General features: G+C 69.0%; 13 protein-coding genes and 1 tRNA gene. 8 read left to right on the top strand and 6 right to left on the bottom strand.

Translation table 11 applies throughout. The features are described 5' to 3' along the window. On the bottom strand, positions 1 to 1177 hold a 1177-nt coding region (locus tag AB0D34_RS03765; protein WP_362655943.1), incomplete at its 3' end, for a protein kinase. 237 nt (positions 1178 to 1414) lie between these two features. Next, complete coding sequence (locus AB0D34_RS03760; RefSeq protein WP_031036313.1) at positions 1415 to 1963, bottom strand: DNA-binding protein; 549 nt, start codon at positions 1961 to 1963, stop codon at positions 1415 to 1417. A gap of 184 nt (positions 1964 to 2147) precedes the next feature. On the opposite strand from AB0D34_RS03760, the gene AB0D34_RS03755 reads away from it, so the two are divergent. Beyond that, positions 2148 to 2220 (top strand) — tRNA-Ala (locus AB0D34_RS03755). Positions 2221 to 2353: 133 nt separating this feature from the next. After that, positions 2354 to 3046: an NAD(P)H-dependent oxidoreductase gene (locus AB0D34_RS03750; RefSeq protein WP_362655940.1), complete on the top strand. Its 693-nt coding sequence runs from the start codon at positions 2354 to 2356 to the stop codon at positions 3044 to 3046. Between the two features lie 46 nt (positions 3047 to 3092). On the opposite strand, the gene AB0D34_RS03745 is transcribed toward AB0D34_RS03750, so the two are convergent. Beyond that, positions 3093 to 3977: a helix-turn-helix transcriptional regulator gene (locus AB0D34_RS03745; protein ID WP_362655938.1), complete on the bottom strand. Its 885-nt coding sequence runs from the start codon at positions 3975 to 3977 to the stop codon at positions 3093 to 3095. A gap of 306 nt (positions 3978 to 4283) precedes the next feature. Here AB0D34_RS03745 and AB0D34_RS03740 point away from each other — a divergent pair, with 306 nt between their 5' ends. After that, positions 4284 to 5645 carry an MFS transporter gene (locus AB0D34_RS03740; RefSeq protein WP_362656636.1) on the top strand — a complete coding sequence of 454 codons (1362 nt, stop codon included), beginning with the start codon at positions 4284 to 4286 and terminating at the stop codon, positions 5643 to 5645. Between the two features lie 133 nt (positions 5646 to 5778). Then, positions 5779 to 6153 (top strand): metalloregulator ArsR/SmtB family transcription factor, encoded by a 375-nt coding sequence (locus AB0D34_RS03735; protein WP_362655936.1) that lies wholly within the window; start codon positions 5779 to 5781, stop codon positions 6151 to 6153. A gap of 399 nt (positions 6154 to 6552) precedes the next feature. On the opposite strand, the gene AB0D34_RS03730 is transcribed toward AB0D34_RS03735, so the two are convergent. Continuing rightward, positions 6553 to 7500, bottom strand: a complete 948-nt coding sequence (locus AB0D34_RS03730) for a glycosyl hydrolase (RefSeq protein WP_362655933.1) — start codon at positions 7498 to 7500, stop codon at positions 6553 to 6555. Between the two features lie 155 nt (positions 7501 to 7655). Next, entirely contained in the window at positions 7656 to 8357 is a 702-nt protein-coding gene (locus AB0D34_RS03725; protein WP_362655930.1) for a DUF5324 family protein, read from the bottom strand. A gap of 242 nt (positions 8358 to 8599) precedes the next feature. On the opposite strand from AB0D34_RS03725, the gene AB0D34_RS03720 reads away from it, so the two are divergent. Both AB0D34_RS03720 and AB0D34_RS03715 read left to right on the top strand, forming a co-directional pair. Continuing rightward, the gene (locus AB0D34_RS03720; RefSeq protein ID WP_362655927.1) at positions 8600 to 9127 is read left to right on the top strand and encodes a peptidylprolyl isomerase; all 528 of its coding nucleotides are present in this window, start codon (positions 8600 to 8602) and stop codon (positions 9125 to 9127) included. 106 nt (positions 9128 to 9233) lie between these two features. Beyond that, on the top strand, positions 9234 to 10118 hold the full coding sequence (locus tag AB0D34_RS03715) for a rhomboid family intramembrane serine protease (protein ID WP_362655924.1): 885 nt from the start codon (positions 9234 to 9236) through the stop codon (positions 10116 to 10118). Positions 10119 to 10360: 242 nt separating this feature from the next. Here AB0D34_RS03715 and crgA read toward each other — a convergent pair whose 3' ends face one another. Next, on the bottom strand, positions 10361 to 10615 hold the full coding sequence (gene crgA / locus AB0D34_RS03710) for a cell division protein CrgA (protein ID WP_020119474.1): 255 nt from the start codon (positions 10613 to 10615) through the stop codon (positions 10361 to 10363). A gap of 140 nt (positions 10616 to 10755) precedes the next feature. On the opposite strand from crgA, the gene AB0D34_RS03705 reads away from it, so the two are divergent. Further along, on the top strand, positions 10756 to 11535 hold the full coding sequence (locus tag AB0D34_RS03705; RefSeq protein WP_362655921.1) for a DUF881 domain-containing protein: 780 nt from the start codon (positions 10756 to 10758) through the stop codon (positions 11533 to 11535). Between the two features lie 27 nt (positions 11536 to 11562). Further along, entirely contained in the window at positions 11563 to 12234 is a 672-nt protein-coding gene (locus AB0D34_RS03700) for a class E sortase (RefSeq protein WP_362655918.1), read from the top strand. The last annotated feature ends 2 nt before the right edge of the window (positions 12235 to 12236 follow it).

Below are 12236 nucleotides of genomic sequence, written 5' to 3'. Positions count from 1 at the left end.
CTACCCCGCCGTCCCCGGGAGCAGGCACGCCTCCTCCATCGCCCCCGGAAGCACGCACGCCTTCCCCGCCGTCCCCGGGAGCAGGCACGCCTCCTCCATCGCCCCCGGAAGCACGCACGCCTTCCCCGCCGTCCCCGGGAGCAGGCACGCCTCCTCCACCGCCCCCGGAAGCCCCTTCACTCCCTCCGTCGTACGCGAAACCCCCACCGCTCCCGTCATCACCCGGGAGGCGCGTCTCTCGCCCCGCTCCCGAACCCCCCATGCGCGTCCTGCGCGGATCCACTCCCGGCGCCGGCTTGAGCGGCCCCTGTGGGGCGAATCCCGGGGGGAGGGGGCCGAGTTGGTCGAAGATCTCGATCGACTCGTCGTCGGGGCCGGGCTCCGGGAGGAGTTCCCTGGCCGAGGCGAGGGCTTTGCGGGCCCCTGTGGCGGTGCGGAAGCGTGCCTGGGGGTCCGGCTGGAGGAGCGAGGACACGACCTGCCAGAGCGGGTCGGGGACGCCCTGGGGCGCGCCGGGGGTGCCATGGGCGGCGAAGTACTGGATGAGTGCCTTGGTGTCGGGCTTGGCGCCCTCCAGGAGGTACAGCGCGACCAGGCCGACGGCGAACAGGTCGGCGGGGAAGTCGGGTTCGGCGCCCATCATCTGCTCGGGCGCGAGATAGCCGGGCGTGCCCACGACGAGGTTGGTCTCGGTCAGGCGCGGTTCGCCCAGCCGCATGGCGATGCCGAAGTCGGACAGGCGCAACCGAGGGCGGCCGGTGCCGGTGGCTTCGAGGAGGATGTTGGCGGGCTTGATGTCACGGTGGACGACACCTTCCGCGTGCACCGCGGCCAACCCCGCGAGGAGTTGGTCGAGCAGCGTGCAGACGAACGCCGGGGGCAGCGGGCCGTAGTCGCCGACCAGGTGGACCAGCGAGCCGCCGGCGACCAGGTCCATGGTGAACAGGACCTTGTCGTCGTCGGCGGCCCAGCTGGCGGGCGCGAGGACATGGGGGTGGTCGATCCGCAGAGCCTGTTCGCGGACGAAGCGCAGCAGGGAGTGCGCGTCGCTCTGCAACAGGACCTTGGCGGCCACATAGCGGCGGCGCCGGTGGTCCCAGGCACGCCAGACGGCGCCCACGCCTCCACGCCCGATCGGATCGGCCAGTTCGTACCGGCCGGCGAACACCTCACCCATGGCTGTGCGTCGCTCCTCCCCCTGCGGCTACCCCCTTGCATCCCCCTCGATGAGCGATACGACCCCTCGTGGCCTCCCGGATGAGAGATACGGCCCCGTGTTCCTCGTCTCCTCGGCGGGTGACACACCCCCGTGTGTCACCCCCGGTGCGGAGCGCGACCCCCTCGCGCTCCCGCGTACTGCCTGCACGGCCTTCGGCCCGGCTGCCGAACCCCCTTCGGCGGCCGGGCGGACGGCTCAGTTCTGGTGGGACTGGTAGTGCGTGACCGCGTCGGAGGTGCGGCCGGCGCCGTAGACCCGGAGGAACTCTGCCAGTTCCGGGTGGGTCGGGGCGAGGGTGTCGGCCGCGTCGATGATGTCTCCGGCGGCGGCCACCGAGCGCAGCAGTGACTGGATCTCGCGGACGACCCGCTTGACCGTCGGCGCACCCGAACTGCTCGTCGTGGTCGTGGTGTTGCTGAGCACCGATCCCCCCTGCGACTTCTTGATCTCGTCCATGCGCTCGGTCGCCTCGGCCGCGCTCACGCTGCCGTCGGCGACCTGCCCCGCCAGGTCCTGCAGCAGCTGCACCCGCTGGACCACGGCGGGATTGCCGATCTTCGCCCGCTGACCGCTCATCAGCTGAGACAGCATCGGAGCGGACAGTCCCAGTACCCCCGCGAGACGAGCCTGGTTCAGGCCGAGGTCGTCTATGAGCTTACGGAAGAGCGCCCCCAGCGGCTCCCCGTACCAGTTCCGCTGCAGTTCCCGCGCTCTTGCGGTCGCTTCCTGCTGTGCGGCGTCCATGTGCGTCTCCCCATCGCTTCCCCAAAAAATCCGTGGTTCGCGACAGCGAACCACGCCGAGCATCTTACGGAGAGTGGTTGTTCGCGGGGACCCCCAATCTTTTTGCGGAACACCCGGGATGACCCGGTACTCTGGTCTCCGGCGCCCACCGGTAAGTGGTTCTTCCGGCGGACGTATCCCTCCCGGGGCCTTAGCTCAGTTGGTAGAGCGCTGTCTTTGCATGGCAGATGTCAGGGGTTCGACTCCCCTAGGCTCCACACTTCAAGAGCCCCTCTGAACTGCGGAAACGCAGGTCAGAGGGGCTCTTTTTGCTGTCGGAAGGTCTTCGTGGGGAGCTTCGAGGGTCGGCCCTCCAATTGACGTATCGCAATTCGTCGATACGATCTCGATATGCCGACCTTCGATGCCGCTCCCACCGCACTCATCGTCCACGCCCATCCCGAGCCCCAGTCGTTCAGCACTGCCCAGATGACCACCGCCGCTCAGGCTCTGCGAGACGCCGGATACCAGGTCGACGTCCTCGACCTCTACAGGGACGCCTGGGCCCCGGTCCTCGCCCGCGAGGAGTTCGCCCCGGTGGACGGGCCGTTCAAGCCGCAGGCCGAGCAGATGCGCGCGGTCCAGGACGGCACGCTCGACGCGGCGGTCAGGGACCAGCTGGAACGGCTGCTCGCCGCCGATCTCCTCGTACTGTCGTTCCCGCTGTGGTGGTTCTCGCTGCCGGCCATCCTCAAGGGGTGGATCGACCGGGTCTTCGTGATGGGCGCCCTCTTCGGCGGTGACCACGGCCTCTTCGGTGACGCCGCGCTCGCAGGCAAGCGCGCGATGCTGCTGTTCACCACCGGCGGCTCGAGCGAGGCGTTCCAGTCCGACGGGGCCTTCGGCTCCATGGACGACTTCCTGTTCCATATCCACCGCGGGATGCTGGAGTTCGTCGGCTACCAGGTCCTCGACCCGGTGATCACCTATGGACCGGCCCATCTCACCGACGAGCAGCGGACGTTGGCGTTGAAGGTGGTCCGGGAGTCCGTCATGCTCACCGCGACCGCTGCCGTGCCCACGGTCCGTGCAGGGGGCAGGTGAGCTGGTGGCCGGGGTGGACGACACCGCCGTACGGCTGGGCGGTGATTCAGTGTCGTAGCCCAGTCGTGTGCTGTGCGAGCGGAGCCGTCGCGCTTCCCAGGAGCCGCAGTGCTGCCTCCGACGGTGAGGCGGGCTCTGCCGTGTAGGCGATCAGGTGCTGGCCCGAGGTGCCGGGGATGACGAGGTTCTCGAAGCTGAGTTCCATCGCACCGACCAGTGGGTGACGCAGGTGCTTCACTCCGGAGGTGCAGGTGCGCACCGGGTGACGAGCCCAGAGGGTGGCGAACTCGTCGCTTTTCATGGTGAGTTGACCGACGAGCCCGGCCAGGGCACGGTCGTCGGGGTGGCGTCCCGCGACCAGGCGCAGGGCGGCCACGGCGAGCTCTGCCTGTTCGGCCCGGTGTGTGTACAGCTTCCGGTACTGCTCGTCCAGGAAGAGCATCCGGGTCAGGTTCGGGCGGGTGGCCGGTGTGTCAGGGCTTTCGGGCGCCAGATGTCCGGCGAGCAGGGCGTGACCCAGGTGGTTCCACGCGAGGACGTCGTTGCGCCGGTCCATGACGAGGGCCGGTACGTCGGTCATGGCCGCCAGCAGTTGCCGGGTCGAGGCGCCGGCCTGTGCCGCCCGGGGCGCTGCGGGGCGGCACGAGGTCGCGGTGGGACGGGCGAGGTCCTTCAGATGGGCGGTCTCGTCGTCGCTGAGGCGCAGCGTGCGTGCGATCGCCTCCAGCACACTGTCGGAGGCGCTGACGGCGCGACCCTGCTCCAGGCGCGTGTAGTGGGTGATGCTGACGCCCGCAAGCATCGCCAGTTCCTCGCGGCGCAGGCCGGTGACGCGGCGTCTGGTCGGGTGCGGGGCGATGCCGACCTCCTCGGGGCGCAGCGCGGCGCGGCGCGACTTGAGGAAGTTTCCCAGCTCGGACGAGGCGCCCATTGATACCCCCAGGTCGATGGACGACGGCAGGCTGTGGCCACTGACTTCCCATCATGCCCGCCGGTCCCGAAAGCCGGGAGCCGTGAGGGTGGTCCTGTGATGACCACCCTCGTGCCGGATGTGCAAAGCAGGGTTCTGGCTGGGAATCCGGACGCCGACCAGTCTTTTTCCACAACCGCGTGTCAGGAACCATGAGGAAAAGGACTCGACGTCATGTCTGTCACTGATACGGAGGCGGCTGGTACCGGGCCCCGCCCCGCCCTCGACACCGCACCAGTCGGAGCCGTGCTCACCCCCCGGCTGCGGATGGTGCTGGTACTGCTGCTGGCAACGCAGTTCATGCTGGCTGTGGACTTCGCCATTCTGAACGTGGCGCTGCCGGTGATCGGTGTGGGCCTGGGCTTCTCCTTGTCGCACCTTCAGTGGATCGGTACCTCCTTCGCGCTGTGCGCGGCGGGATTCACCCTGCTCTTCGGCCGGGTCGCGGACCTGTTCGGCCGACGCCGGCTGTTCCTCGGCGGCCTCGTGGTCCTGGGCGCGGCCTCGCTCCTGGGCGGGCTGGCACAGAATCCGCAGACGCTGATCACGGCCCGCGTCTTCCAGGGGCTGGCCACCGCGGCCGTGACCCCTGCCGCGCTGTCGCTGATGACCACCTCGTTCCCGGAGGGTCCGCTGCGGCAGAGGGCGCTCGGCCTCAACGGTGCGCTGATGTCCAGCGGTTTCACCACCGGCGCCGTCCTCGGCGGTGTGCTGACCGACCTGCTGTCGTGGCGGTGGGCGTTCTTCATCAACGTTCCCGTCGCGCTCGCCGTGCTGATCGTCGCCCCGCGGGTCATCACGGAATCCCGGCTCGAGGAGCGCCCCAAGCTGGATCTTCCCGGCGCCATCAGCGTCACGCTCGGCCTGCTGGCGATCATCTTCGGTCTCACCCAGGCGGGCGAGAAGGGCTGGGGTTCGGCTGCCACCCTCTGGTCGACGGCGGCGGGCGTGGTGCTCCTGGTGGTGTTCTACGTCGTCGAGAGCAAGGTGTCCGCGCCGCTGGTGCCGCTCGGCGTGCTCGGTAAGCGGTCGGTGGCCTGGGGCAATGTCGCCGGTCTGATCGCGTTCGCCACCTTCACCTCCCTGATCTTCCCGCTCACCCTCTACCTGCAGGAAGTGCTCGGCTTCTCCGCGCTCGCCGCCGGCCTGTCCTTCGGTGTTCTCGGCCTCGGCACGGTCACAGGTGGTGTCACGGCCTCGAAGGTCATCGGGAAGATCGGCACCAAGCAGACGCTGATCGTGGGCGGCCTCCTGCAGACCGTGTTCACCGCGGCCCTGGTCGGCCTCGGCGACGACCGCTCGTGGATGTGGCTGATGCTGGTCGCCGGCTTCCTCGGCGGTATCGGCAACATGCTCGCCATCGTCGGTTTCATGGTCACCGCCACCTCGGGTCTCGCCGACCACGAACAGGGTCTGGCCACCGGTCTCGCCACGATGACCCAGCAGGTCGGCATCACGATGGGTACGCCCGTCATGAGCGCCGTCGTCACCGCCGCCATGGCGGGTACCGGAGCCTCGGCCATGCTGGGCGGTCTGAAGGTCGCGATCGCGGTGAACGCCGCCATCGTGCTCCTCGGCCTCCTCAGCAGTGCCGTGTTCCTGCGCAGCGACCGGTCTCCCGCGCGGTAACGCGATGGCGGGCCGGCACGGCGGGGCGGGGCAGGGCGCTCCCTGGGGGAGGCGGCCGCGGCTCGCGAAGGCGTAACGCATCGAATATCGTCGATTCGACCACAGTCGGCTCCGCCTCAGCACCGGAAGGCTCATGACGACAGACGACATGCCCGCGGCAGGCGACCTCTCGGCCCTGCTCGAGCCCCTCAAGGCGCTCGCCAACCCCGTGCGGTTCCAGGTGCTTCAGTGGCTGCGTGAGCCGGAGGAGCATTTCGCGGTCGATCCCGCTGTCACCGACCCGCGTGCGGTCGGCGTCTGTGTCAGCCATATCCAGGCCAAGACCGGACTCGCGCAGTCCACTGTCTCCGCCTACATGGCGGTGCTGGAGCGGGCGGGCCTGGTGCGCTCCACGCGCGTCGGGAAGTGGACCCACTACCGGCGCGACGAAGAGCGCATCGCGTCGTTCATCGAGGCGTTCAGGCGGGAGGTCGGGGAGGCGCACATGGTGGACTCCCTGCCCCTGTGAGCCCATCTGGCGGGTGAGCTCCGAGCGGGTCTCCTGGTCGGTTCCGGCCTCGGGGTTCTTCGTGCGCGAGGCGGAGGCGCGAGGCGGAGGCCGGCTCGGAATGCCGGTGGCGCCCTGCCAGGTCATGACAGAACACGTCTCCCGACCCGGCCGAACTCACCGGGCGTCTGGCCGTGTTCGCGACGGTGACCGCCGGACGCGACCCTGATCGACCGGATTGCCACTCGCCCCTACTCCACCTGGCTGACCGGCGCGAACCCCGGCCTCGCGGACCCGGCGAAGCGCCTCGCGCTGCTCCCCACGCCGTGGAACGGCTCAAGCGGCAGCCGCACACCCGCGTCCACCTCGACGCCGGCAACCCCGGCTGGGTCACCGACGGGTCTGAGCGCGAAGCCACCCTCAGCCCATCAGCGCCCGGTACACCGCCGACGACCTCGGATGGGCACGACAGCCCCACACCCCGTGCGGGCAGTAGTCGGTGACGGACTGGTACAGGGGACGCTGCCGGGCGAACCAGGTGAGCATGCCGCGCATGTACGCCGGGTTGTCGCCGTTCTCGAACAGGCCCCACTCCTGGTACGAGAACGGCTTGCCGTGGGCGCGCGCGAAGCGGACGTGGGCGCGCAGACCGTACGGCTCGGCGACCTGCTCGGTGAAGCTCAGGCCGCGCGGGGCGTCGTAGGCGTCCATGCCGATGATGTCGACGACCTCGTCGCCCGGGTAGCAGCGCGGCCACGGGACCGCGTCCCGGCCGCGGGTGGGCGTGAACTCGAAGCGGAAGCGCTGACCGGGCACCGAGCGCATCGCGCGCACGATCCTCGTCCAGTACGCCTTCCAGGCCGCAGGGTCCGGGCCGCAGCGGTGGGTGTAGGTGGTGCCGTTCATCTCCCAGCCGAGCACGACGATCGTGTCCGGGACGCCGAGGGCCGTCAGCCGACGGGCCAGGGCACGGAAGTGGGCGTCGTAGGCGCCGCTAGCCCCGCGCCGGAGCTCGGCGCGCACTGCGCCATCGGGAAGGTGGGCCTCGGTGCGCTCCAGCATCGGCACATTGAGGACGAACATCCGCTCCGGGTCCGCCCGCCGCCAGGCCGCCCAGGACTCCAGATAACCCGGCGCCCCCTCGATGTTGCTCCAGCGGTCGCCGGGCAGATACACGTGCCCGACCCGGGGCGTGGGCCCGCCGAGCCATGCTCCCAGTTCGCCGAGACGCCGTATGTCGGAGGGCTCGTAACCGACGTACGCGCCGTACGCGGAAGCCGCCGAGGGCTCGGGCGCACGGGCGGTGCAGGCCGAAACCAGCAGCAGTACGGCGGCCAGGGCGGCCCGCCCACGGCGCGAGGGCTTCATGAGGGCGGCGGCCCCTCCGTGCGGGAGACGTGTCCCCGCGACTGTGCCGCACCGGAGCCCGGCCCCGCCGGTTCGGCCACACCGTCGGGTGAACACAACGGTGGGGCGGAGAACTCTCCGCCCCACCACTGGTAGTGCACGCCCTCAGCCCGGCGTCAGCGCCCTTCGTCGTTCCTGGCCGCGTCCTCCTCGGCCTCCTTCGCCTGGACCTCGGGGTCCAGGACGGACTGTCCGGTGCCGTCCACGGACGCCAGCCGGCCCGTCTCGGGCACCTCCGTCGCGGCGGGGGGCTCGACCAGCCAGTCCGGGTTGGCCTGCTTGTCCCACCACTTCCAGGCGGCGAAGGCACCGCCCGCGACGATGCCCGCGACCGCGAGCGCCTTGGCGAGCCGTCCGGCCCGCGCCCGCCGCTCGTGCTTGCGGACCAGCTTCTGGATCTCCTTGGGCGAGACCTGGCCGCGCAGCGCGACCAGCGCGGCCGCACTGCGGGCCGTGGCCTCCTTCTGGACCGGCCCGGCCGCGGCGACGGCCTGCTCGATCCTCGGACGTGAGTAGTCGGCGGCCTGCTTGGCCGCCTTACGGGTACGGACGGCCGCCTCGTGGGCGGCATGGTCGACCTTCGGCGGAACATGTGTGCGGGCCTGCTCCAGACGCGGCGCCACATGGGCGCCGTACTGGACACGCGCCTGCTCGGCGGCCTGGGACACCTTCGGCGCAAGCCGTACGCGTGCCTCCGCCGCGTACTGCGAGGCCTTGTCCTTGGCATTGTCGGCGTAGGGCGCCACCACTTCCGCGGCGTGCAGCACGCTGTCCTTCGCCGAGCCGGTCGCGGCGCGCACGCTGTCGATGCGGGTCACGGGATCCTCCTCCTCGGTGGCGTACGGTATTTCGACTTTCCACCCTTTTACGGATCATGCCTGCTGGAGCGCAGCCCGGCACCTGAGGGCGGGCATCCGGATCAATAACGGATGAATACGTGGCAACAGGAGCTTGTCGACGACAATGCCACGGATCGCCGCCCGGCGCCCCTGCCCGGAGCCTCCTCGACCGGATCCGTGCGAGGATCGGAGGGGCACAACAAGACAACGGAAGGCAGATCGTGGCCGAGCAGCTTTACGCCACCCTCAAGACGAACCACGGCGACATCGAAGTCCGGCTCCTGCCGAACCACGCCCCGAAGACGGTCAAGAACTTCGTCGAACTCGCCCAGGGCGAGCGCGAGTGGACGCACCCGGGCACCGGTGAGAAGTCCACCAAGAGGCTCTACGACGGCACGATCTTCCACCGCGTCATCAGCGGCTTCATGATCCAGGGCGGCGACCCGCTGGGCACCGGCATCGGCGGCCCCGGCTACGAGTTCGAGGACGAGTTCCACCCCGACCTCTCCTTCAACAAGCCCTACCTCCTCGCCATGGCCAACGCCGGCCCGGGCACCAACGGCTCGCAGTTCTTCATCACCGTCTCCCCGACGGCCTGGCTGAACCGCAAGCACACCATCTTCGGCGAGGTCACGGACGCGGCCAGCCAGAAGGTCGTGGACACCATCGTCGGCGTCAAGACCACCCGCCCCAACGACCGGCCGGTCAACGACGTCGTCATCGAGTCGGTCGTCGTCGAGACCCGCTGAGGTCCCGCGGGTACCCGCGCGTAGGGAACCAAACGCCCCGCTCAACCGTAAGGATGGGCGGGGCGGTCATGTCCGTACGACGACTCAGGGCGACTTAGGGGATGGCATGAATCAGGAGGCGGGCAGTTCACCGGAGGCCCAGAGCCTGCCTGGCTGCTACCGGCACCCGGACCGTGAGACCGGCATCCGCTGCACCCGCTGCGAGCGCCCGATCTGCCCCGAGTGCATGGTCAGCGCCTCCGTCGGCTTCCACTGCCCCGAGTGCGTGCGCGACGGCGGCGGCACCGGGCCCGCACCGGCCGCGGCGAGGCCCCGCACCATCGCGGGCGGCACCGTCACGGCCGATCCCCGGCTGTTCACGAAGATCCTGATCGGGATCAACGTCGCGGTGTTCATCGCCATCCAGGCCAACAAGTCCCTGGTGACGGACCTCAGCCTCATCGCGGCCTGGCCGCCGGCGCCGTTCGCGCCCACCGAGGGAGTCGCGGGCGGACAGTACTACCGCCTGGTGACCTCGATGTTCGCGCACCAGGAGATCTGGCACATCGGCTTCAACATGCTGAGCCTGTGGTGGCTCGGCGGCCCCCTCGAAGCGGCCCTGGGCCGGGCCCGCTATCTCGCGGTCTATTTCGTCTCCGGGCTCGCGGGCAGCGCCCTGGCGTATCTGCTGGCCAGCCCGAACACTCAGACACTCGGCGCCTCCGGTGCCATCTTCGGCCTCTTCGGCGCGACCGCGGTCCTGATGCGCAAGCTCAACTACGATCTGCGGCCGATCATCGCGCTCCTGGTGATCAACCTGATCTTCACCTTCGGCTGGAGCAGCATCTCCTGGCAGGCCCACATCGGCGGCCTCGTCGCCGGGCTCATCACGGGCTACGGCATGGTCCACGCCCCGCGAGAGCGCCGGGCGCTGGTGCAGTACGGCATCTGCGCGCTGGTCCTGCTGATCGTCGTGGGCATGACCCTGCTGAGGACCGCACAGCTCACCTGAGCAGGCAGTTGTCCACAGTGAGTGGCGAATCTTGTGCATACAGTGCGGGAACAGCTGTGCCCCCTGTCACCGACCCGTGTTTATGCAGGTCAGGCAGGGGGCGAACAGGCTTGCGGGGGCTGGTGTGATGGTCGCATCGGCGTCAACCCTCGATGAGTTATCCACAGATCGTAGTCTTTTCCCCAGGCCCTGTGGAAATTGCTCCAGGCTGTGGATAACTCAGCGGATACCCCTGGGCAGAGCTACTTCCACTGGGTGGAGACGCCGAATCCGGCGGCGATGAAACCGAAGCCCACCACGATGTTCCAGTTGTCCAGAGCGTCGATGGGCAGCGAGCCGTCGGTCACATAGAAGACGACGATCCAGGCCAGCCCGATGAGGAACATGGCCAGCATCACGGGTGCGACCCAGGCGCGGCTGTTCAGCTTGATGGCGGTCGCCTGCTTCGCCGGGGGCGGCGTGTAGTCGGCCTTCTTGCGGATACGTGACTTCGGCACGAGGGTCTCTCCTGTCGATGCGCTGCGTGGCCGCGCAGGTAACTGGTCGGGCTCCGGGCAGCGTACAAGGGGACTCTTAGCGCTCCCCCGGGCGTCCGTTAGCGTAGTGCTTCCGCGGCGCCGAAGGAGATAAGGGTACGTTGAGCAATTCTGCCGACTCCCCCCAGTCCGAATCCAGCCCTGTTCGCAAGTCGGGTTTCCGGCCCGTGCGGGTGCTCACGGTGGGTGTCTTCGCTCTCGCGGGCCTGATCTTCTTCACGAGCTTCAACACGGCCAAGGGCACCGACATCCGCACGGACGCGTCCATGCTGAAGCTGTCGGATCTCATCCAGGAGCGCAGCCACAACAACGCCGGGCTCGACGAGGCGAACGGCTCCCTGCGCCGGGACGTCGAGTCGCTGGCCGAGCGCGACGACGGCAGCACCAAGGCCGAGGACGACAAGCTCGCCGCCCTGGAGGACCGGGCGGGCACCCAGAAGCTCAAGGGGAAGGCGGTCACGGTCACACTCGACGACGCCCCGCCGAACGCCACGGCCAAGCTCCCCGGCTATCCCGAGCCGCAGCCCGACTACCTGGTCATCCACCAGCAGGACCTCCAGGCCGTGGTCAACGCCCTGTGGAAGGGCGGGGCCAAGGGGATCAAGGTCATGGACCAGCGGCTGATCTCCACCAGCGCGGTGCGCTGCGTGGGCAACACCCTGATCCTCCAGGGCCGCGTCTACTCGCCGCCGTACAAGATCCAGGCGGTCGGTGACCCCGGGAGGCTGAAGCAGGCGCTCGCGGACTCCAAGGCGATCCAGAACTACATGGTCTACGTCAACGTCTACGGCCTCGGCTGGAATGTCGCCGACGACGGCACGGTGACTCTTCCCGGCTACTCGGGCACAGTGGATCTGCAGTACGCCAAGCCCGTGGAGTGAGCACGATGTGAGCCCCTGGAGCCGCCGGTGCGTGTCGTCGTCAGGACCGTCAGCGAGCTGTGCATCACCGCCGGCGCCCTGATCGTGTTGTTCGTCACCTATGTGCTGTTCTGGACCGGCGTGAAGGCCGACCATGTCATGGACGACCAGATAGACACCCTCCAACGGCAGTGGGCCACGAGCACGCCGACGCCGAAGGCCTCTTCGAGCCCGGCGGGGGTGACGTACCGGAACGGGCAGCCCTTCGCGGTCATGTACATCCCGCGCCTTGGTTTCACGTGGAACAAACCCGTGCTCCAGGGCACCGATGTCGGCACCCTGAAAAAGGGCCTCGGCCACTACGCCGACACCGCGCGGCTCGGCGGAAAGGGCAACTTCTCGGTCGCGGGACACCGGCGCACGTACGGCGATCCGTTCAAGGACTTCCCTAAGCTGCGGCGCGGTGACGCGGTCGTGCTGACGGACGGTACGTCCTGGTTCACGTATCGGATCGACAAAGGGCCATACAAAACAGTGCCCACCGACATTGAGGTGATCGATCCTGTGCCACGTAAGTCCGGGTACACGCGGCCCGGCCGCTATCTCACGCTGACCACGTGCGATCCGGAGTGGGGACACAGCCACCGGCTGATCGTCTGGGCACACCTGGACTCCACACAGCCTGTGGAGGACGGCAAGCCAGTTGCCCTGCGCCGTTAGTC

This window comes from Streptomyces sp. NPDC048420, assembly GCF_040651535.1.
Taxonomy (GTDB): domain Bacteria; phylum Actinomycetota; class Actinomycetes; order Streptomycetales; family Streptomycetaceae; genus Streptomyces.
The sequence above is the reverse complement of the archived record's forward strand: the minus strand, read 5'-3'. Positions and strand labels throughout refer to the sequence as shown.